Origin of the sequence: Sphingomonas sp. G-3-2-10, assembly GCF_012927115.1 — a bacterium.
Taxonomy (GTDB): Bacteria; Pseudomonadota; Alphaproteobacteria; order Sphingomonadales; family Sphingomonadaceae; genus Sphingomonas.
Window position 1 is genome coordinate 1,820,589 of sequence record NZ_JABBFY010000001.1, and the last position, 20,001, is coordinate 1,840,589.

Annotated in this window: 20 protein-coding genes; 11 read left to right on the forward strand and 9 right to left on the reverse strand. The window is 67.4% G+C overall.

Annotation, left to right across the window (positions count from 1 at the left end; genetic code table 11):
- Nucleotides 1-3: 3 nt before the first annotated feature.
- The 4 genes from HHL13_RS08985 to HHL13_RS09000 all read right to left on the reverse strand — a co-directional run bounded on the left by HHL13_RS08985 (nt 4) and on the right by HHL13_RS09000 (nt 7,009).
- Nucleotides 4-3,111: an efflux RND transporter permease subunit gene (locus tag HHL13_RS08985; protein WP_169555338.1), complete on the reverse strand. Its 3,108-nt coding sequence runs from the start codon at nt 3,109-3,111 to the stop codon at nt 4-6.
- Between the two features lies 1 nt (nt 3,112).
- Entirely contained in the window at nt 3,113-4,162 is a 1,050-nt protein-coding gene (locus HHL13_RS08990) for an efflux RND transporter periplasmic adaptor subunit (RefSeq protein ID WP_169555339.1), read from the reverse strand.
- Nucleotides 4,163-4,276: 114 nt separating this feature from the next.
- Nucleotides 4,277-6,205 carry a TonB-dependent receptor gene (locus tag HHL13_RS08995; RefSeq protein WP_169555340.1) on the reverse strand — a complete coding sequence of 643 codons (1,929 nt, stop codon included), beginning with the start codon at nt 6,203-6,205 and terminating at the stop codon, nt 4,277-4,279.
- A 72-nt stretch (nt 6,206-6,277) separates the two neighbouring features.
- Nucleotides 6,278-7,009, reverse strand: coding sequence for a TlyA family RNA methyltransferase (locus HHL13_RS09000; protein ID WP_169555341.1), 732 nt, complete (start codon nt 7,007-7,009; stop codon nt 6,278-6,280).
- A gap of 127 nt (nt 7,010-7,136) precedes the next feature.
- On the opposite strand from HHL13_RS09000, the gene HHL13_RS09005 reads away from it, so the two are divergent.
- Nucleotides 7,137-7,814, forward strand: coding sequence for an alpha/beta hydrolase (locus HHL13_RS09005; RefSeq protein ID WP_169555342.1), 678 nt, complete (start codon nt 7,137-7,139; stop codon nt 7,812-7,814).
- A gap of 122 nt (nt 7,815-7,936) precedes the next feature.
- Here HHL13_RS09005 and HHL13_RS22840 read toward each other — a convergent pair whose 3' ends face one another.
- Nucleotides 7,937-8,914, reverse strand: a complete 978-nt coding sequence (locus HHL13_RS22840; protein WP_169555343.1) for a putative 2OG-Fe(II) oxygenase — start codon at nt 8,912-8,914, stop codon at nt 7,937-7,939.
- Between the two features lie 95 nt (nt 8,915-9,009).
- Here HHL13_RS22840 and HHL13_RS09015 point away from each other — a divergent pair, with 95 nt between their 5' ends.
- The 10 genes from HHL13_RS09015 (at nt 9,010) to HHL13_RS09060 (ending at nt 16,926) form a co-directional block, all read left to right on the forward strand.
- Nucleotides 9,010-9,972, forward strand: a complete 963-nt coding sequence (locus HHL13_RS09015; protein WP_169555344.1) for an alpha/beta hydrolase — start codon at nt 9,010-9,012, stop codon at nt 9,970-9,972.
- 80 nt (nt 9,973-10,052) lie between these two features.
- Nucleotides 10,053-10,439, forward strand: a complete 387-nt coding sequence (locus HHL13_RS09020; RefSeq protein ID WP_169555345.1) for a MerC domain-containing protein — start codon at nt 10,053-10,055, stop codon at nt 10,437-10,439.
- 40 nt (nt 10,440-10,479) lie between these two features.
- Nucleotides 10,480-10,938, forward strand: a complete 459-nt coding sequence (locus tag HHL13_RS09025; protein WP_169555346.1) for a transcriptional repressor — start codon at nt 10,480-10,482, stop codon at nt 10,936-10,938.
- Between the two features lie 85 nt (nt 10,939-11,023).
- Nucleotides 11,024-12,949, forward strand: coding sequence for a 1-deoxy-D-xylulose-5-phosphate synthase (dxs, locus tag HHL13_RS09030; RefSeq protein ID WP_169555347.1), 1,926 nt, complete (start codon nt 11,024-11,026; stop codon nt 12,947-12,949).
- An 87-nt stretch (nt 12,950-13,036) separates the two neighbouring features.
- The gene (locus HHL13_RS09035; protein ID WP_169556868.1) at nt 13,037-14,059 is read left to right on the forward strand and encodes a COX15/CtaA family protein; all 1,023 of its coding nucleotides are present in this window, start codon (nt 13,037-13,039) and stop codon (nt 14,057-14,059) included.
- Entirely contained in the window at nt 14,056-14,373 is a 318-nt protein-coding gene (gene cutA / locus HHL13_RS09040) for a divalent-cation tolerance protein CutA (protein WP_169555348.1), read from the forward strand. The genes HHL13_RS09035 and cutA overlap by 4 nt, the downstream gene beginning before the upstream one ends.
- On the forward strand, nt 14,373-15,176 hold the full coding sequence (locus HHL13_RS09045; protein ID WP_169555349.1) for a hypothetical protein: 804 nt from the start codon (nt 14,373-14,375) through the stop codon (nt 15,174-15,176). Before cutA ends, HHL13_RS09045 begins: the two co-directional genes overlap by 1 nt.
- A gap of 147 nt (nt 15,177-15,323) precedes the next feature.
- On the forward strand, nt 15,324-15,803 hold the full coding sequence (rplM, locus tag HHL13_RS09050) for a 50S ribosomal protein L13 (RefSeq protein WP_169555350.1): 480 nt from the start codon (nt 15,324-15,326) through the stop codon (nt 15,801-15,803).
- The gene (gene rpsI / locus HHL13_RS09055; RefSeq protein WP_169555351.1) at nt 15,803-16,333 is read left to right on the forward strand and encodes a 30S ribosomal protein S9; all 531 of its coding nucleotides are present in this window, start codon (nt 15,803-15,805) and stop codon (nt 16,331-16,333) included. The genes rplM and rpsI overlap by 1 nt, the downstream gene beginning before the upstream one ends.
- An 83-nt stretch (nt 16,334-16,416) precedes the next feature.
- Nucleotides 16,417-16,926 carry a hypothetical protein gene (locus tag HHL13_RS09060; RefSeq protein WP_169555352.1) on the forward strand — a complete coding sequence of 170 codons (510 nt, stop codon included), beginning with the start codon at nt 16,417-16,419 and terminating at the stop codon, nt 16,924-16,926.
- Here the strand turns inward: HHL13_RS09060 and HHL13_RS09065 are convergent.
- From HHL13_RS09065 to HHL13_RS09080, 4 genes are read right to left on the reverse strand one after another with little or no spacing between them, the layout of a single operon-like run.
- Nucleotides 16,899-18,503 (reverse strand): SDR family oxidoreductase, encoded by a 1,605-nt coding sequence (locus tag HHL13_RS09065; protein ID WP_169555353.1) that lies wholly within the window; start codon nt 18,501-18,503, stop codon nt 16,899-16,901. The two genes, HHL13_RS09060 and HHL13_RS09065, sit on opposite strands and share 28 nt — an antisense overlap.
- Entirely contained in the window at nt 18,500-18,895 is a 396-nt protein-coding gene (locus HHL13_RS09070; protein WP_169555354.1) for a thiol-disulfide oxidoreductase DCC family protein, read from the reverse strand. Before HHL13_RS09070 ends, HHL13_RS09065 begins: the two co-directional genes overlap by 4 nt.
- Complete coding sequence (locus HHL13_RS09075) at nt 18,892-19,311, reverse strand: hypothetical protein (RefSeq protein WP_169555355.1); 420 nt, start codon at nt 19,309-19,311, stop codon at nt 18,892-18,894. The genes HHL13_RS09070 and HHL13_RS09075 overlap by 4 nt, the downstream gene beginning before the upstream one ends.
- Entirely contained in the window at nt 19,308-19,997 is a 690-nt protein-coding gene (locus HHL13_RS09080; protein ID WP_346775529.1) for a DUF4166 domain-containing protein, read from the reverse strand. Before HHL13_RS09080 ends, HHL13_RS09075 begins: the two co-directional genes overlap by 4 nt.
- Between the last annotated feature and the right edge of the window lie 4 nt (nt 19,998-20,001).

Below are 20,001 nucleotides of genomic sequence, written 5' to 3' on the forward strand. Positions count from 1 at the left end.
CCATTATTCGGCCGGCTGAGGTGCCTCCGAACCTAGTGCTGCGTCAAGCTCGCGACCGACGGCGTCGGGCGAACTCGTCCGCTTCGCCAATCTACTATAGAGAATTGGGATCAGGAAAAGGGTGATAAGCGTCGCAAGCGCTACGCCGAACACGATCACCACGCCGATCGAGGCCCGCGCCGCCCCGCCTGCCCCGCCGCCGATCACCAGCGGGATGGCGCCGGCGATGGTCGCGATCGACGTCATCAGGATCGCGCGCAGGCGCCGCGACGCCGCCTGACGGATCGCATCGGCGATCTCCGCGCCTTCGTCGCGCAGCTGGTTGGCGAACTCGACGATCAGGATGCCGTTCTTCGCCGCCAGCCCCACCAGCATGACGATGCCGATCTGGCTGTAGAGGTTGAGCGACTGGCCCATGATCATCAGTCCGAGCAGGCCGCCGCCCACCGCCAGCGGCACGGTGGTGATGATCACCGCGGGATGGACGAAACTTTCGAACTGGGCGGCAAGGATCAGATAAACGATCAGGATGGTGATCCCGAACACCATGAGGATCGACCCGCCCGTTTCGACGAACGCCTGACTTTCGCCGCGATAGCCCACCGCGATGATCTCCGGCGACGCGCGCGCCTGATCCTGAAGGAAGGTCAGCGCCTCGCCCAGCGAATAGCCCGGCGCCAGCGCGCCCGACAAAGTGATCGCGCGCAGCTTGTTGAACCGACCCAGATCGCGCGGCCCGGCGACCTGCCGGGTGGTCACCACGCTCGACAGGGGCACGAGGCTGTTGTCGCGGGCGCGGACATAGATGTTGGCAAGGTTGGACAGGCTGGCGCGGTCGGCGTCCTCGGCCTGCACGATCACGCGATATTCCTCGCCGCGATCGACATAGGTCGAGACACGGCGCGACCCGAGCAGCGTCTGCAGCGCCTGACTGACCGCCTCGACCGAAACGCCCAGATCGCCTGCCCGCGCGCTGTTCACGTCGATGCGTATCTGCGGCTTGGTTTCCTTGTAATCGCTGTCGAGGTTGACGATCCCGGGATTGTTCGCCGCAGCCTGAAGGATGCGATCGCGGGCGCGAGCCAGCTCCTCATAGGTGTTGCCCGCGATCACGAAGCCGATCGGCTGGCCGCGTCCGCGACCCAGCGCCGAGCGAACCGAGGCGTTGCCGCGCACCGCCGGCTCCTGCGCAAGGATGCGGTTGATCTGCTGCACGACCTGCTGGGTGGTCTTGTCGCGTTCTTCCCACGGCTTAAGGAAGACGACGAAATTGCCGCTGTTGAAATCGTCGCTCGACCCGAAGCCGCCCGGCGTGCGCGTGATCAGCGCGCGCATCGCGCCCTGATCGAGCAGCGGCAGCAGCTTCTTCTGCAGATCGAGCATGTAGCGGTCCATCTGCGCGAAGCCGGTGCCTTCTGGCGCGGAAATCTGGACCTGCGCCTGCCCCTGATCCTCGGCCGGGACGAGTTCGGATTGCAGCATGGTGAAGGCGAAGCCCGCAAGGCCGAGAAACGCCGCGACGCCGACGAGCGGCAGCAGCGGCTTGCGCAGCGCCCCGTCGAGACGTCGGCCATAAAAGGCTTCGAGCCTCTGGAACTTGTCGTCGACCCAGCCGGTGAAGCGGCCGCGCTGCTCGTGCCGCAGCATCTTGGAGCAGAGCATCGGCGTGAGGCTGAGCGCGAGGAAGCCCGAAAAGGCGATCGCGCCAATCATCGCCACGGCCAGTTCGCGGAACAGCAATCCCGTCTGGCCGGCGAGGAAGCAGACCGGCACGAACACCGCGCAGACGACCAGCGTGGTCGAGATGACCGCGAAGCCCACCTGCCGCGTCCCCTTGTACGCCGCGACCAGCGGAGGTTCGCCTTCCTCGATCCGGTGATAGACATTCTCGAGCACCACGATCGCGTCGTCGACCACCAGGCCGATCGCAAGCACCAGCGCCAGCAGCGTCAGCAAGTTGATCGAGAAGCCGAAGAACCACAGCACCGCGAAGCTGCCGAGAAGGCAGATCGGCACCGTCACCGCCGGGATCAACGTTGCGCGCCACGATCCCAGGAACAGGAAGATCACCGCGACCACCAGCACCGCGGCTTCGCCCAGCGTATGCCACACGCCTTCGATCGCGCGGCCGATGAACAGCGAATCGTCGCTGCCCACGTCGAGCACCAGCCCCGAGGGCATGGTCGGCTGCAATTCGGCCATCATCGCCTTCGCGGCATCGGCCACCGCCAGCGTGTTCGCACCCGACTGGCGGACGATGCCCAGACCCACTGCCTGCGCCCCGTTCACCCGGAAGCGGGTATAGGGATTTTCCGCGCCGCGCTCGACACGGGCGACATCGCCCAGCTTGACCTGATAGCCGTCCGGCCCGCGCCCGACGACCAAAGTCGCGAAGCTCTCCGGCGACTGGAACTGGCGATCGACGCGCAGCGTGACATTCTGCTGCTGCGATTCGATGCGGCCGGCAGGCAGCTCGACATTCTGGCGGCGCAGCGCGGCTTCGACATCGGCCGGAGTCAGCTGGAACGCAGCGAGCTTGGCCGGCTGTAGCCAGACGCGCATCGACGGGCGGGCATCGCCGCCGACGAACACCCGCGCGACGCCGTCGATCGTCGCGAACCGGTCGGTCAGGTTGCGATCGACCCAGTCGGCCAGTTCGAGCTGCGACCAGCCCGGACGGCGCACCGTGATGAACATGATCGGCGAAGCATCCGCATCGACCTTGCGGATCTGCGGGGCGAGCACGTCTTCCGGCAGGTTGCTGACGGCGCCGCCGACGCGGTCGCGCACGTCGTTGGCCGCTTCGTCGATGTTGCGGCCCGGCCGGAATTCGATCGAGATATCCGATGCGCCGTCGCGCGATCGCGAGGTGATCGTTTCGATGCCTTCGATGCCCGACAGCGCGTCTTCCAGCGGCTGGGTAATGCGCGCTTCGATCACGCTCGCCGCAGCGCCGGTATAGTTGGTCTGCACCGATACGATCGGCGGATCGGTGTCGGGATATTCGCGCACCGACAGGTTCAGATAAGCCACGATGCCGACGATGGTGAGCAGCATCGACAGCACCGCCGCGAAGACGGGGCGGCGGACGGAAAGGTCCGAAAGCTGCATGCTACTTCTTGCCCTTGGGCGCCGCGTTCTCTTCGCCCTGCAGGCGGATCTTCTGCCCGTCGGTGATCTTCACCACCCCTTCGGTGATGACGCGCTGGCCCGGCTGGATGCCCGACAGGATCTCGACCATGCCGTTCTGGCGGATGCCGGTCTGGACATTGATCCGCTTCGCCTTGCCCTTGTCGTTCACGAAGACATAGGTCTGGTCGCCATCGCCAACGACGGCCAGTTCGGGCACCGCGGCGGAATCACGCGCCTGTGCCTCGATCGTGACGGTCAGCAACATGCCCGGCTTCAGCCTTTTGTCGCCGTTGGGCAGGATCGCGCGGACCGTCACCGCGCGAGTCTGCGGATTGAGCACCGGATCGATGCTGGCGATCGTGCCGCGGAAAGGCTGGTCCGGATAAGCGGCGGCGCGCGCCTCGATCGGCTGGCCGACGCGGATCTGGGACAGGAGGGTTTCGGGCACGGCGAAATCGAGCTTGATCTGCGAGATGTCGCTGATCGTCGCGATCGGCGTTCCGGCGTTGACCACCGCCCCGCTGGAGATGTTCCGCAGCGACACCCAGCCCGAGAACGGCGCACGGATCACGCGATCGCCGATCGACGCGCGCGCCTCGGCGGCCTGGCCATTCGCCTGCCCGGCCAGCGCAACTTGCGCATCGACCGCGCTGTTGGTGGCGAAGCCGCGCGCCTTCAACGCATTGAGCCGGTCGAGCTGCTGCCGCGCCTCGCGTGCCCGCGCATCGGCCTGGGCGAGCTGGGCGCTTTCCTGGCCCGACGCCAGCACCGCGACCACCTGTCCGCGCGTGATGAAGGCGCCGTCATCGAAATTGAGCCGGACGATCCGTTCGGTCACCGGGGCGGAGAGAGTCACCTGCTCGTTGGCCACGGCAGTGCCCACCGCGTCGATCCGGTCGATGAAGCGCGCGCTTGTCACCGCTGTCGCGCGCACGAGCGGGGCTTCACGCCCCGCGCCGTTGCTCTTGGCCTTCTCGCCACACCCCGAAAGCGAGACGGCGAGCGCGATCATAATGAGAGAGATTCGCATCAAGCCCTAGCGGCTATGCTCGCAAGGCAGGAAACGCAAAGGCAAATCTGCATAAATCTCGATCATCACCTTCGAAGCGGTCCGACACCGCTCCCTTTCACGGGATGATGTCTGCTAAATGTCGGCGGCGAGGCTCAGCGAGAAGCGCCGCGCGCCGTTTGGCACAAAGAACCCACTGCTGCCATTGTTCCACCCGAAGGTGTTGGTGACGTTCGCCACCTGCGCGCGGAACATCAATTTGGTGTCGCCGAGATTGAATCTGTAGCGCGTGCCCAGATTGAGGATCGCGCGCGCGGGAATGATCAGCGTGTTGGCCGCGTTCGCGGTGCGGTCGCTGGTCCCCTCGGCATAGATGTCGAACGACAAGGCGGGGTAGCTCGGCAGGCGGTAATCGAAGCTGACGATCGTGTGACGGCCGATGCTGCCGACCGGCTTGGGACCGATCGAGCCGTTATTCACTTCCTCGCCCGAGACCTTCGCGTCGAGGAAGACGGTGCCAGCGACGACGTTCAGGCCCGGAAGGAGCTGGCCCGCGACCGAAATCTCGACCCCGCGATGGCGGACGATGCCGAGCTGGCGGAAGCGCAGGCCGCCATCGAGGTTGAAATAGGGCTTCTCGACATCGAACAGGCCGACCACCGCCGTCACCTTGCCGACCGACCAGCGCACGCCGCCGTCGATCTGCCGCGTGTGGATCGCGGGGGGCGCTTCGTTGAGGTTCACCGCTTCACCCGGCGCAACCGGGCTTTCCTCGAGCCCGGTGGTGTAGCCGCCATAGAATGCCAGCTTCGGCGTGGCGTAGATTGCGGCGTTGGCGCTGAATAGAGTCGGCGAATCCCTGGTTTCGGGAAAGATCACCATCGGGTCGGGATCGGTGATCGCCTTGGAATAGTTGCTCTTCTGGACCCCGACGCTCAGTTCGCCGATGCCCTTCCATCGGCCCTGATAGCCGAGACCGAAGGTGGTCTGACGCACGCGATCGAGCGTTTTCGGCCCCTGTCCGTAGCTCGGCTCGGGACGGAAATCGGGGCCGAGGCTGGTGCTGGGGCCGAGATCGATCAGCGCCGCCCCGCCATAGCGGCGATCCTGCGCGCGGCCGCGCAGCGACGCGATCAGCGTGTGCCGGCGCGGCCCCTCGTCGAAATGCCGCGACACGCGCAGCTCGCCCGACGTCGAGGCCGCGCGCGCCTCGCGTTCGATCACGACGATGCGGCGCCCGACCAGACCGTCGGCGGTGGTGTTGAACAGGATATCGGCCGCCGAGCGATCGACGTTGCTGACCGAGCGGAACACGCCCAGCCGCACGTCGAAGCCTGCCGGATCGGCGCGCGCGACCATGCCGTAATTGATCTGCTCCGCGCCGAAATCGGCCCATTCCTGGCCATAGAACTCGTTGCGCTTGAATCGCTTCGGCAGGAAGGCACCACTAGTGAAGATCAGCGGCTGCGCTTCGCTGTCCTTCGTCTCGATCCGGCTCCAGAACGACATGATCTCGATCCCGCGCCGCGGCGCATAGCGCGCGACCGCGCCCAGCGAGACGTCCTGCGGGCTGCCGCCGAAGGGCTGGCCGTTGCGGTAGATGCCCGCGCCCGCCGCGATCCCCAGCCGCTCGCCGTCGATCGGCAGCTCGATATCCACTTCGCCATAGCCGCCGTTCCACGGCCCGAAGCCGACGCCCACCGACGCCAGCGGCGATCCGCCCGGCTTGCGCAGCGAGAAATCGGCGATGCCGGTCGGCGCAGGAAAGGGATAGCTTTGCGCCGAAATGCCGACGCGGATGGTCGATCCGCCCGCAACGCGGCTGGTGAGATAGGTCTGCTGGTCGAAATACAGCCCTTCGATCCGGACGTTGCCGGCATCGACGGGCGAGAAGGCGCGGACATTATAGGCATTGTAGATGCCGATCGAATCGTCGCCGACACTGGTGCCGAACGCGTCCTCGGCCTCGGCCACCGCATTGTCATCGGTCCGCTGCGCCAAGGCGGGCGCCGCGACGACCAATGCGATTGCGGCGGCGCAAAGCCCCGCGATTCCCCTCACCATGCCCGACTCCCCTTCGGTACATATTGCGCGATTGCATTACTGTAATAACACGCTCAGCCGCTGAATGACGGATTAACGGCGGGCCGCGATGAGATATTCGACATTGCCTTCCGGACCCTTAATCGGGCTTTCGACGACGCCGTCGACCGTCCAGCCTTTCGAGGCCACCCAGTCGGCGACTTCGCGGCACACGCGGGCGTGGATTTCGGGATCGCGCACCACGCCGCCCTTCCCCACTTCCTCGCGCCCCGCCTCGAACTGCGGCTTGATCAGCGCAAGCAGCCGCGCGTCGGGCGCGGCGAATCCCAGCGGTACGTCGAGCACCTTGGCAAGACCGATGAAGCTGGCGTCGCACACGATCAGATCGACGGGTTCGGGGATATGCGCCGCGATGAGGATGCGCGCGCTGGTCTGTTCGTGAACGATCACGCGCGGGTCCTGCCGCAGCTTCCACGCCAGCTGGTTGGTCCCCGAATCGACGGCATAGACGCGCGCCGCGCCCTTGCTGAGCATCACGTCGGTGAAACCGCCGGTCGACGAGCCGACGTCGATCGCCACGGCGCCGGTGACGTCCCATCCGAAATGATCGAGCCCATGCGCCAGCTTGATCCCGCCGCGCGACACCCAGGGATGATCGCGCCCGCGCACATCGAGCACGGCGTCCTCGGCGAGCATTTGCCCCGCCTTGTCGATCTTGCGCTCGCCAGCGAAGACCAGCCCCGCCATGATCAGCGCCTGCGCACGGGTCCGGCTTTCCGCCAGCCCGCGATCGACGAGCATCTGGTCTGCGCGCTGCTTGGCCATGCCCTCCCTTTAGGGGGCCTTCTCGGCCCGGCGCAACTGCCCCGCATTTCGTCGCAAGGTCTATTGCCTACTAAATCAATGGGAATTACTCAAAGGGTCCGGCCACTTCCTGATCGGGAGAACGGACATGAGTATCTTTACCCCCATCGAGAGCGGCTCGCCGCTCATCCTCACCGTCCCGGGCCTTGGCGGATCGGGGCCCTCGCACTGGCAGACCCTGTGGGAGCAGTCGCGGCCCGACACGAGCCGCGTCGAGCTGGGCATGTGGAACACGCCGCATCGCAACGCCTGGGTGACCAAGCTGGATCAGGCGATCCGTCAGGCGCAGGCGCCGGTGGTGCTGGCCGCGCACTCGCTCGGCTGCCTCGCCGTCGCATGGTGGGCCGAGCTTGCCGGACAGACCTTCGGCTACCCGGTGGCGGGCGCGCTGCTGGTCGCCCCGGCCGATGTCGATCGCAGCGAAGCGCCCGAGCTGGCGGCCTTCCGTCCGACGCCGGCCAGGCCGCTGCCCTTCCCCTCGATCCTCGTCGCCAGCACCGACGATCCGTGGATCGAAATCGACCGCGCCCGCAGCCTCGCCGCATCATGGGGCAGCCATTTCGTCGACGCCGGGCCGCAGGGTCATATCAACGCCGCCAGCGGCATCGGCTGGTGGGAGGAAGGCCAGCAGTTGCTCGACCGCGTCCTCGACGCCGCTTCCGATCGCAGCGGCCGGCCGAGGAATGCGGGCGAGGCCCGCTCGCTGCTGGCGGTCAACGCGACCGAAGCGGCGCAGTCTCACTATCTCGGCGCCAGCGCGGCCTGATCTCGGGCCATCGCGCTACGACACCGGATCATCGCGGTTCCAATAGCAACGGAGGTGAAACGACCTATATTGAACGATGCGGGCATGGCCGGGTGAGCGTACCCTAGAGCGTTTCATCCGGCCTACCCTTCTCCCACGCCATCCTCGTCCGGTCCCGTCTCCGGAATCGCATCGAACGCAACCGACATGCGCAGCCCGGGCGCGCCGAGCGGATCGGTCCAATGGACATAGGAAGACGGCATCAGCACCAGCATTCCGGCTTCCGGCCGGATCGCCAGTTCCGGCCATCCCGGCGGCGTTTCCGCCCCCCATCCCCCGATCCGCAGCGCGCCGCCCGCGAATTCGTCCGATATCCCCACCGGATAGAAGACGCCCGTGGCCCAGCCCAGCGTATGCTGGTGCCGGGTATTATAGCCTTCTCCACGCGAGATCAGGCCCCAGGCGTTCAGGACGAACGCTTCCGGCACATGGCGCGCCAGCGGATGATCGCTCGCCGCCCAGTCCGCCAGATAGCGCGCGGTCTCGCTCCGGCAGGCCGCCATCAGCGCGGCGAACGCCGGCCTGCGATGGACTCCCGGGATCTCGCGCATTTCGCGGACCGACAGCCGCGATCCGCGATCCAGCAGCGCCTCTTCGGCCAGCATCGCCGCCGCCACCGCCTCGGCCAGCCCCGCCTCCAGCCGAACCTTGCGCAACAACAATCCGGGGGCGAACAGCGCCGCAACCTCCGCCGCCCGCCCCAGTGCGGTGAGCACGCCAATATAACGCCCGACCATCAGCGGATTGGCATGGCCCGCCGCGAACAATGTTTCATATTCCGCGGCGATTTCGCCCGGTGACGCGCTGGCCCGCGCCGCGCGCCACGCCAGGTCGCCCCCGCGGCGCACCGCGATGCGCCGAAGCTCGGCGGCCTCGGCCATGCACCCTGCTTCGTCGAGCAAATGGACATGCAATCCGATCGGCAGCTTCGCCAGCAATTGCGGGCTCGCAGCGCTGCGATAGCGGGCCATGCCCGCCGCCCCGTCCCCGCTCCGGCACAGGCGCAGCGCCTCCGCGACGATCCGCTGGGCTTCGCCGATATCGATTGTGTCCGCCGCCACGCCGCTCCCCGTGATTCCCGCGAACTCTAGTCGGGGAAGACGCGGCGCGAAACGACGCGATTGCCCTGCATTCGAAATCGTCGCAGATTGCCGGGATGACCCCGGTAGATCGCCGCACCCTGATCGGAGCCGCCCTGGCCGCCCCGCTCCTTCCCGCCGCTGCTCGCGCAGCCGAAGCCCCTGACTTTCCCGAGCCGGCCTTCAGCGTGAAGCTGTGGCCCGGCGAAGCGCCCGGCCTGAAGGATCCTTCGCTGAAGGACGAAGTGCTCGAGCGCAGCAAGGACCCCGCGATCCGCGACCGAGCGATGGTGAAGGTGCGCACGCCGCGCATGGATGTGTTTCCGGCGAAGAACCCCAATGGCGCTGCGGTGCTGATCACGCCGGGCGGGGCCTATCATCGCGTGGTGATCGACAAGGAAGGCTATGAACTCGCCGCCTGGCTCGCCGAGCGCGGCGTGACTGCCTTTGTCTGTTTCTATCGCCTCCCCGGACAGGGATGGGAGAATCCGCGCAACGTATCGCTGGCCGATGCGCAGCGCGCGATGCGGCTGATCCGCCATCGCGCCGCCGAGTGGAAGGTCGATCCGAAGCGTGTTGCGGCGCTCGGCTATTCGGCGGGCGGGCATCTGTGCGGCGACCTCGCCACGCGCCATGCCGCCAAAGTCTATTCCCCGGTCGACGCCGCCGACGCGCTCGACGCGAAGCCGATTGTCGCCGCGCCGATCTATCCTGCGATCGCGATGGACCCGTTCCTCACGCCGTCCGCCGTCACCGGTCCCTATGCCAGCAGCGGCGACGGCTGGACGATGCTCGACGCGCAGGTGACGAAGGACGTGCCGCCCTGTTTCCTGTGCCATGCCGAGGACGACGCGACCCTGCCGGTCGATTTCACCCTGCGCCTGCGCGCCGCGCTCCGGGCGGCGGGCGTGCCGGCGGACACGCATCTGTTCGAGGAAGGCGGCCACGGCTTCGGCCTGCGCTTCACCCCGGGCAAGCCGGTGGAAGCATGGCCGGACCTGTTCCTGGCCTTTGCGAAGCGGCACGGCCTGCTGGGCTGACGGCACCGGGTGGAAACCGCCCCGATTTCGGCGCGATGATATGTTGTAACTTGGCCCGCACGGGTCTATATCGCCCGCAAATGCCGACGACTCTTTCCCTTTCGCGATTCTGGCACGGTCTCGACACCCGCATCGATCGCATCGCGATCGGGCTGAGCGGGCTGTGCCTGGCGCATTGCCTTGCGACGACCGTATTGCTCGCCCTGTTCTCGGCTGCTGGCGGGATGCTGCACCCGGCGATCCACGAATTCGGCCTGGTGCTGGCGATCGTGTTCGGCATCATCGCGCTCGGCCGCGGCATCTATATGCATGGCTATATGATGCCGGCCGTGGTCGGTGCGTTCGGAATCGGCATCATGGCCGGCGCGCTGTCGCTGCCGCATGGCGAATATGAGATCGTGTGGACCCTGATCGGCGTATCGCTGGTCGCGCTGGGCCACGACCTGAACCGCCGCGCGACATACTGACCCGCTTGCGGGCGAGGCACCGCGCGCCTAGATTCCAGTCATGGCCCACCATCATCACCACGAGCACGAGGGCACCGACCTCACCCGCGCCGCCCAGACCACGCTGGAAAAGTCCGGCGAGCAATGGACGACGATGCGCGAACGCGTGTTCGAGGCGCTGGCCGGGTTCGACAAGCCGGCTTCCGCTTACGATATCGCCGAGGCGGTCTCGAAGGTGGAAGGGCGCCGGGTCGCGGCCAACAGCGTCTATCGCATTCTCGACCTTTTCGTCGGATCGAACCTCGCGCGGCGCGTCGAAAGCGCCAACGCCTATGTCGCCAACGCGCATCCGGATTGCCTGCACGATTGCATCTTCCTGGTGTGCGACAGTTGCGGCCAGACCACGCATATCGACGACGATACGATCACCAAAAGCGTCCGCTCGGCCGCTCAGGGCACCGGCTTCTCGCCCGTCCGCCCGGTGATCGAAGTCCGCGGCAAATGCGCCGACTGCGACTGACGCTACGGCAAGCTGCACAGATTCTGCACTCAAGCTGCTGAATCACAATGTTCGACTTGCATAAGCGGCTGGGTTATCAGGCGGTATGTCCGATCTACCCCGAACGCCGTTGCTCGATACCGTCGATACCCCGGCCGACCTTCGCAAGCTGAAGCCCGAACAGCTCCGCCAGCTTGCCGACGAGCTGCGCACCGAGACGATTTCCGCGGTGGGCACCACCGGCGGCCATCTCGGTTCGGGACTCGGCGTGGTCGAGCTGACCACCGCGATCCATTATGTGTTCAACACGCCCGAAGACCGTCTGATCTGGGACGTCGGGCATCAATGCTATCCGCACAAGATCCTGACCGGGCGGCGCGACCGCATCCGCACGCTGCGCATGGGCGGCGGCCTCTCGGGCTTCACCAAGCGCAGCGAAAGCGAATACGACCCGTTCGGCGCAGCGCATTCCTCGACCTCGATCTCGGCCGCGCTCGGCTTCGCGGTGGCCAACAAGCTGGCGAACAAGCCGGGCAAGGCGATCGCGGTGATCGGCGACGGATCGATGTCCGCCGGCATGGCCTATGAGGCGATGAACAATGCCGAGGCCGCGGGCAACCGCCTCGTCGTGATCCTCAACGACAACGACATGTCGATCGCCCCGCCGGTGGGCGGTCTTTCCGCCTATCTCGCGCGGATGGTGTCGTCGGCCGAATATCTCGGCCTGCGCAGCCTCGCCAAGCGCGCGATCCGCAAATTCTCGAAGCGGGTCCATAATGTCGCCGAGCGCGCCGAGGAATTCGCGCGCGGCATGGCGACCGGCGGCACGCTCTTCGAAGAGCTGGGCTTCTACTATGTCGGTCCGATCGACGGCCACAATCTCGATCACCTGATCCCGGTGCTCGAGAATGTCCGCGACAGCGAGCATGGTCCGGTGCTGATCCATGTCGTGACCAAGAAGGGCAAGGGCTATGCCCCGGCCGAGAAGAGCGCCGACAAATATCACGGCGTCCAGAAGTTCGACGTCATCACCGGCGCGCAGGTAAAGGCTCCGCCGGGACCGCCCGCCTATCAGAACGTCTTCGGCGACCAGCTGGTCAAGGAAGCCGATCGCGATCCGACCATCGTCGCGATCACCGCCGCCATGCCCTCGGGCACCGGCGTCGACCGCTTCGCCAAGGCGCACCCGGCTCGCGCGTTCGACGTGGGCATCGCCGAACAGCACGCAGTCACCTTTGCCGCCGGACTCGCCGCACAGGGCATGCGCCCCTTCTGCGCGATCTACTCGACCTTCCTCCAGCGCGCCTATGATCAGGTCGTCCATGACGTCGCGATCCAGAACCTGCCGGTCCGCTTCGCAATCGACCGTGCGGGCCTGGTCGGCGCGGATGGCGCGACCCATGCGGGCAGCTTCGACGTCACCTATCTGGCGACGCTCCCCAATTTCGTGGTGATGGCGGCAGCCGACGAAGCCGAGCTGGTCCATATGACCCACACCGCCGCGCTGCACGACAGCGGCCCGATCGCGCTGCGCTATCCGCGCGGCAACGGCACCGGGGTGGCGCTGCCCGAAATCCCGCAGCGGCTCGAGATCGGCAAGGGCCGCATCGTCCGCGAGGGCAAGAAGGTGGCGATCTTCTCGCTCGGCACGCGTCTGGCCGAAGCGCTCAAGGCCGCCGATGCACTCGAGGCGCGCGGCCTCTCGACCACCGTCGCCGACCTCCGCTTCGCCAAGCCGCTCGACGAGGAATTGATTCGCCGCCTGCTGACCACGCACGAAGTGGCGGTCACGGTCGAGGAAGGCGCGGTCGGCGGCCTGGGCGCGCATGTGCTGACGATGGCCAGCGACCAGGGCCTGATCGACGCCGGACTGAAGCTGCGCACGATGCGCCTGCCGGATATGTTCCAGGATCAGGACAGCCCGCAGAAGCAATATGACGAAGCCGGGCTGAACGCGGAGCATATCGTCGATACGGTGCTGAAGGCGCTGCGCTGGAACGAGACGGCAGCCGAAGGCGGCGCGCGGGCCTGAGCCGGTACCCGGATCGTCCGGGGGGGCGCCGGCCTCCCCGGGCTGGCAATCCCCCTCGGCTGGGACTAAACGGCGGCCGTGCTCCAGATGACTCCCCTGCCCGCCACCGCCCGCCCCCGCGCCATCGCCAACTGGCTGTTCGCCGTTGCGGCGCTGATCGTCCTGATGGTCGTGGTCGGCGGCATTACGCGGCTGACCGAGTCGGGGCTGTCGATCACCGAATGGAAGCCGATCAGCGGGGCGATCCCGCCGCTGACCGACGCCCAGTGGCAGGCCGAGTTCGATAACTACAAGCGCATCCCGGAATATCAGCAGCTCAATCAGGGCATGACCCTCGCCGGCTTCAAGGCGATCTTTTTCTGGGAATATTTCCATCGTCTGCTCGGCCGGCTGATCGGCCTTGCCTTCGCGCTTCCGCTGATCTGGTTCGCCGTGAAGAAGGCGATCCCGCGCGGCTATGGCTGGAAGCTGGTGCTGCTGCTGGCCGCCGGCGGGATGCAGGGCGTGGTCGGCTGGTGGATGGTCACTTCGGGCCTCAGCGTGCGGACCGATGTGAGCCATATCCGCCTTGCCACGCACCTGCTGATGGCGCTGGCGATCCTCGCCGCGCTCGTCTGGGTCGCGCTCGATCTGGTCGCGCTCAGCCGCAGCTCAGCCGAGCCGCCGGCGCGCGTCACCCGGCTGGGCGCGGGCGTCGTCGCGATCCTGTTCGTGCAATTGCTGTTCGGCGCGCTGGTCGCCGGCCTCAATGCCGGGCTTGTCACCGATCAATGGCCCCTGATGAACGGCGCCTTCTACCCCGGCCCCACCCAGGCCGGTCAGGGCTTTTTCGGCGCATTGTTCAACGATCCGGCGATCGTCCATTTCGTCCATCGCTGGTGGGCATGGGTGGCCGTCGCCGGGCTGATCGTCCTTGCCCGCGCCGCGAAGCCGATCGAGCGCCGCGCGTCGATCGCGATCCACAGCGCGTTCGGTATCCAGATCCTGCTCGGCATCGCCACGGTCATGTCGGGCATGAACATCGTTCTGGCCGCCGCCCATCAGCTGGTCGGCGCGCTGCTGCTGGTCGCCACCGTCTGGGGCGCGCACGTCATCGGCCGCCGCCGTTGAGCGATATCGCACTGCTCTGGTCGACCTTCGCGAACCGGGCAGAGGCGGAGCGTATCGCCGAAACGGTGGTGACCGAGCGGCTTGCCGCCTGCGCCAACATCCTCGGCGCCTGCACGTCGATCTATCGCTGGGACGGCAAGGTCGAGCGCGGCGAGGAAGTCCCCGCCCTGTTCAAGACGACGCCCCAGCTCGCGACGGCGCTGCGCGCCCGCATCGCCGAACTGCACAGCTACGACCTGCCGGTGATCGAGGCATGGCCCGCCGCCGCATCGGAGGCGGTGACCGGCTGGATCGCGCGGGAGACCGGCGTCTGATGTTCACCGTGTCGATCGTCGCGCTGGCGCAAGCCGCGATCTTCGCGCCGCCGCTCGACGTGCCGATCCGGGTGATCGCCACGCGCACCGAATCGGACGGCATCTATCGCGCGGAGCGGCTCGTCCGCTTCCATCGCGACGGCACCGGCTATCGCGCCGAAGTCCGGCTGATCGCCGCCACCGCCGAGACCAGCGATTTCCGCAAATCGATGTTCGATGCAGGCTATGCCAGGCTCGCCGGACGCACGATCGAGTTCCGGCTCGACGCCGCAGGCAAGGTGACCGCGATCGCCGACCTTGCCGGTCATTGGAACGCCTTCTGCAACGGGCTCGCGGCGCTTGCCTCGAAGCACACCGACAATGCTTCCGCCGAACGCAAGGCAGCCGCCGGCCAGATCGCCGACCGATTCCGCGCGATGCCCGAGGAACAGCAACGGGCGATCCTCGCTTCGCTGGTGACCGTCATGATCGGCGGCGATGGCAACGAAGCCGCCGGCACCACGCGCGCGATTCGCCTTCCCGCCACCTCGCCCTTCGGCGGAAGCGCTTCGCTCGACGGCACGCGCAGCTTCGAACGCAATGGCGGCCTCGTGCGCAGCGTCACCCGAGCCGAAGGTCAGATCGCCAGCCCGGACGGCGCACCCGCTTATATTTCGGTCGAGACCCTGCGCGATACCGATCCCCATACCGGGCTGATCACCGCCACCCGCGAGACGACCCACACGAGGCGCGGCAGCGATATCCGCGAGCGCAGTTCGACCGTCACGATGTCACTCGAACCCGGCGCCGTCTGGCCGGATTGAGGCATCGCCCCGCCGCATGGTATTCCAATACCCGTCAGGAAACCCGCGCATTCGCTTGACTTTATCGGCCCTCTTCTGCAAATGGCCGCCAACCGCGCTGACCGAAAGGTCGGCGCGCTTGCGTTTCAAATCGAAAGGTCACAGGCCATGAAGGCTCTGATGAAGACCACCAAGTCGGTAAAGCCGGCTGAAGTGGAAAAGAAGTGGCACATCGTCGACGCCGAAGGTCTGATCGTCGGCCGTGCCGCCGTGGTGATCGCCAACGTCCTGCGCGGCAAGCACAAGACGAGCTTCACCCCGCACGTCGATTGCGGTGACAATGTCATCGTCATCAACGCGGACAAGATCAAGTTCACCGGCAAGAAGCTGGCGCAGAAGGTGTACTACAAGCACACCGGCTATGCGGGCGGCATCAAGGGAATCACCGCGGGCAAGGTGCTCGACGGCCGCTTCCCCGAGCGCGTTCTCGAAAAGGCCGTCGAGCGGATGATCCCGCGCGGGCCGCTGGGCCGCGCCCAGATGCGCAACCTGCGCATCTTCGCCGGTTCGGAGCATCCGCACGCTGCTCAGAACCCCGAAGTCCTCGACATTGCCGGCATGAGCCGGAAGAACAAGGTGGGCGCATAATGTCCGACAACCGCCAGTCCCTTTCCGATCTCGGCGCCATCGCCGGGGGTGAAGCCGTTCCGGCCAGCGCCGACGAGTATCTGAACGCGCCGGCCGCTCCGGCCGTCTCGAACGCGCCGCTGCGCCAGCAGGAACTCGACGCCTATGGCCGCGCCTATGCGACCGGCCGCCGCAAGGACGCCGTTGCCCGCGTCTGGCTGAAGCCCGGCACCGGCAAGATCACGATCAACGGTCGCGATCAGGAAACCTATTTCGCACGTCCGACGCTGCGTCTCGTCATCAACCAGCCGTTCGGCGTCGCCGGCCGCGAAGGTCAGTATGACGTCGTCTGCACCGTCAAGGGCGGTGGCCTTTCGGGCCAGGCCGGCGCGGTCAAGCATGGCATCAGCCAGGCGCTGACCAAGTTCGAGCCGATCCTGCGCGCGCCGGTGAAGGCAGCGGGCTTCCTGACCCGCGACAGCCGCGCGGTCGAGCGTAAGAAGTACGGCAAGGCGAAGGCCCGCCGCAGCTTCCAGTTCTCGAAGCGCTAAGCTTCGCGAGCAGCGACAGAATAGGGGCGGTCCGGCAACGGGCCGCCCTTTTTCGTTCCCGCTGTGTCGGCTAGGCGATGGACATGACCTTCGAAGATCCCGTCGTCGCCCGCATCGCGCGCTTCCTCGAGCGCGTCGGCATCCCGGTGATCGTCGAGCCGCTCGCGGACGACACGCTGCTGCCCGGCGCGACGGTGCGCCACGGGGCGCTGCTGTTCGATCCGGCCAGCCTTCCCTGGCCCGGCGACCTGCTGCACGAGGCGGGGCATATCGCGGTCACCGATCCGGCGCAGCGCGAGGCGCTGGCCGAAGTCTCGCAGGATGTCGGCGAGGAAATGGCGGCAATGGCATGGTCCTATGCCGCCGCGGTCGAGATCGGCATCGATCCCGCCATCGTCTTCCACGAAGGCGGCTATCAGGGCGGTGGCGCGAACTTCCTGAGTTCCTATACCGGGGGCTCGGGGATCGGCGTGCCGATGCTGCAATATTACGGCATGACCGCCGAGCCGCGCCACGCCGCAACGCTTGGCAGGGCACCTTTCCCCGCCATGACGCACTGGTTGCGTCAGCCGGGCACCAGCCAGCCGGAATAGCGGATCACGCGCCCGATCAGCGGCGCGGCGACTTCGACTTCGAAGCGGAAGCGCTCATCCTCCTGCCACTCCCGCGCGGCGATGCGCGGGGCGAGGAAGCGGGGCAGCGGCACGCCGAACAGGCTCCAGCGCCGGAACACCATCCGCAGGCCCTCGCCATCGGATGGCAGATCGAAGCCGAAGCGAAGCGGGCCGAACCGCTCGATCGCCAGCCCGCCCTTCGCGCTCAATGTGCTGCGAAAGCGATGCCCGCCGAAATCGCGCCGCCACGTCTCGGCGCCATCCTTGGCGACGAAGGCGACATGGAGCGGATAGCGGCCCGCCGGCGGCATCCCCATCATGGCGGCGAGCAGCTTCGCCAGCGGATCGGCGCCGCGTTCGACCACCCCCTCGCCCGCAGCACCGTCGCTCTGGTGCATCGCGCGCACCATCGGCGGCAGCGCCGCGAAGCGATCGCCCATCAGCCGGGCATAGAGCGGCGGCGGCAATTCCCGCGCCTCCATCCCGTGCCGGATCGAAAGCCCGGCGAACAGCGGCTCGAACCGGTCGAGCGTCAGGGCATCCCAGGCATCGCGCGCGCCGGGTGCGATCCGCCCGGCCAATATGTCCCCCGCGATCAGTTCGGCCGCGAGCACCGGGATTTCCGGCCCATCGCCTTCGGTCGCGATCAGCGTCCAGCGCCGTTCGGTCCGGCCGCCGCGCAGGGTGACGTGCATCGCCGAACGGTCCCCGCCGAACCGCAGCGTCATCCGGTACAGCGGCATCAGCCAGCGCGAGGCGCGCGTCAGCGATTCCAGCCACCCCCAGCGCACCGGCCAGCTCATCAGCCACAGCGCGCGCATCTGGAAATCGAGTTCGGTCCCGGCGCGGAAGGTGACGGCGGGCCTGCCCGGCAGGTGCTCCGGCGCGATCGCGTGATCGGGCACATCGGCGATGGCGACGAGACGCCGGCGTAGTGCCGTGTCGCCCACCGTGAAATCCTCGCGCCGCATCTCCTGCCAGCCATAGGCCGTGTCCCGCCGCCTGCCGCGCCACAGCGCCACCGGACGGCCGACATAGCTGAGGATCGCCTCTGCCACCGACGCTCCGGCGCTGGCGCGGTTGGAGGCGCTGATCGCCATCTCAACGCTGTCGATCCGGTCCAGCCCCTCGGCCAGCTTGCGCGCCACCGCGCCGGACAGCGCGGGAACGCTCGACGCCCCCGCGATCACCGCGACGCCAGCAGCCTTCGCCGCCTTGTCCAGCGCGCCGATCCCGCTCACGAAATCGCGACCGTCGGCCAGATCGAGATAGGGGATGCGCATCGCGATGCACGCCTCGGGCACGGTGTAACCGCTGGCCTGGAACGGCCCCGCCGCGTCGATCACCAGATCGGGCCGGTGCCGCGCCATCGCCATGCCGACTCCGTTGTTCCGGTCCGCCTCGACCGGCTCGGTGCCTGCATGCCCGGCGCAGAACGCCGCCGCCTTCTCCATGCTCCGCCCGGCGACCAGCATCTCGTGCCCCGCCCCGTGCAGCCGCCGCACCAGCCGCGCGCCGAACCCGCCATAGCCGCCGATAACGAGGATGCGGCTCACAAGATCCGCCCCCGCTGCGCCGCCGTCGGCATCCAGCAGGTCTCGCGCCGCCCGAACAGCCGGTAGCGGTTGCGCGCCACCCAGCGGTACAGCGGATCGCGAAGCCCGCGCGGCACCACCGCAAGCCCCGCCAGCGCTCGCCACGGCCAGCCCAGCCCGCGCCAGATCGCGAAGATCGCATCGCTGTCGCGCAGCGCCTGCTCGCCCTCGACGACGATCAACGTATCGGGATCGGCGGGATCGATCCCGAACCGGCGATAGAGCGCCGCCCCCGCCTCGCCTTGCATCGACGCCAGCCGGAAATGACCGCGCCGGTCGTGGCGCAGCACGAACTGCGCATTGGCCGAGCACAGCACGCACATCGCATCGAACACGATCACGGGGTGGCTCATGTCTGCTTCCACAGTTCAGACCGCGCCAGACGATGCCAGAAGGCATATCCGGCGGCAGTGCCGCAGGCGGCGCAGAATCCGAAGATCGCCGCGCCCGCGGCTAGCTCGCCTTCGGCAGCGGGCTCGCTCATGCCGCCAAACAGCAGGAGAGTTGTCGGCACCCCGCCGATCAGTGCGCCCAGCACTGTCGCGTTCCACCAGTCGACCCGCCAGAGGCGGCTTAGCAAGAGATAGATCGGCAGCCCGAGCAGCGCGACGTGCGGCAGCGCATAGGCGGTCCCGACGACGACGATCAGCGGCGACAGGAGAACAATGAGCGGACTGCCCGAAAGAAGGCAGAACAGCGCCGCGGCCATACCCCCCGCGGACATGGCCGCGACCGCACCAGCCTCGATCACGATAATGGCCCGGCTCATGCCACGCTCTCCATGTCGGCGAACACCGCCGTCTGGTGCACCAGCTCGCCCAGCCAGGGGTGGATCAGGTCGAGCGTGAAAGCGAAGCGTCCGCCGCCCAGATCGACATGGCCGATCGTCAGTTGCCCGATCGCGCCGCACGGCATCCGGAGCCTGACCCCGCCCAGCCGCAGAAAATAATGGTCGCTTTCGAACCGCAGCGCGCCGCCCGCGACGCGCAGCTTCAGCGCGATGCCGATGCCGAGCCCCAGATATTCCTCCAGCCCCGTCGGCCCGGCGAACTGCTTCGCGCTGTGGATCACCTGCGGAAAGCCGTTCCGCCGCCCATATTGGCGCATCCAATATTGCCCGTGTCCGGCCGCATCGCCCGTCACGCTCACCGTCGCGGCGATCCCGGTATCCCGGCTTAGCGGCAACGGCGCACCGATCAGCCGCGCGGCCTGCGCCAGCAGCCATCCGGCCACGCTCATCCGGCATTCGACGACTTCACCGGCATAGGTCACGCAAGCGTCTTCGCCGATATGGCGCGCGAAGCGGCGGCGCACCGCGGCCGGCAGCTCCGCCCAATCCTCGCCCAGCAGCCGGCGAAACGGACCGCTGGCATCGACTTCGGCGTCCGCGCGCCGCCAGCCCGCATAGAGATCGCGGACCGGCAATTGTTGCACTTCGATCGCCCGCGTCGCCACCTTC

Coding starts and splice junctions, on each gene's coding strand:
- rplM (WP_169555350.1), top strand. CDS start 15,324: ATGAAGGCTCTGATGAAGACCACCAAGTCGGTAAAGCCGGCTGAAGTG.
- HHL13_RS08995 (WP_169555340.1), bottom strand. CDS start 6,205: ATGGTGAGGGGAATCGCGGGGCTTTGCGCCGCCGCAATCGCATTGGTC.
- HHL13_RS09005 (WP_169555342.1), top strand. CDS start 7,137: ATGAGTATCTTTACCCCCATCGAGAGCGGCTCGCCGCTCATCCTCACC.
- HHL13_RS09000 (WP_169555341.1), bottom strand. CDS start 7,009: ATGGCCAAGCAGCGCGCAGACCAGATGCTCGTCGATCGCGGGCTGGCG.
- HHL13_RS08990 (WP_169555339.1), bottom strand. CDS start 4,162: ATGCGAATCTCTCTCATTATGATCGCGCTCGCCGTCTCGCTTTCGGGG.
- HHL13_RS09025 (WP_169555346.1), top strand. CDS start 10,480: ATGGCCCACCATCATCACCACGAGCACGAGGGCACCGACCTCACCCGC.
- HHL13_RS09045 (WP_169555349.1), top strand. CDS start 14,373: ATGTTCACCGTGTCGATCGTCGCGCTGGCGCAAGCCGCGATCTTCGCG.
- HHL13_RS09070 (WP_169555354.1), bottom strand. CDS start 18,895: ATGAGCCACCCCGTGATCGTGTTCGATGCGATGTGCGTGCTGTGCTCG.
- HHL13_RS09035 (WP_169556868.1), top strand. CDS start 13,037: ATGACTCCCCTGCCCGCCACCGCCCGCCCCCGCGCCATCGCCAACTGG.
- dxs (WP_169555347.1), top strand. CDS start 11,024: ATGTCCGATCTACCCCGAACGCCGTTGCTCGATACCGTCGATACCCCG.
- HHL13_RS09015 (WP_169555344.1), top strand. CDS start 9,010: ATGACCCCGGTAGATCGCCGCACCCTGATCGGAGCCGCCCTGGCCGCC.
- HHL13_RS09060 (WP_169555352.1), top strand. CDS start 16,417: ATGACCTTCGAAGATCCCGTCGTCGCCCGCATCGCGCGCTTCCTCGAG.
- HHL13_RS08985 (WP_169555338.1), bottom strand. CDS start 3,111: ATGCAGCTTTCGGACCTTTCCGTCCGCCGCCCCGTCTTCGCGGCGGTG.
- HHL13_RS09075 (WP_169555355.1), bottom strand. CDS start 19,311: ATGAGCCGGGCCATTATCGTGATCGAGGCTGGTGCGGTCGCGGCCATG.
- rpsI (WP_169555351.1), top strand. CDS start 15,803: ATGTCCGACAACCGCCAGTCCCTTTCCGATCTCGGCGCCATCGCCGGG.
- HHL13_RS09020 (WP_169555345.1), top strand. CDS start 10,053: ATGCCGACGACTCTTTCCCTTTCGCGATTCTGGCACGGTCTCGACACC.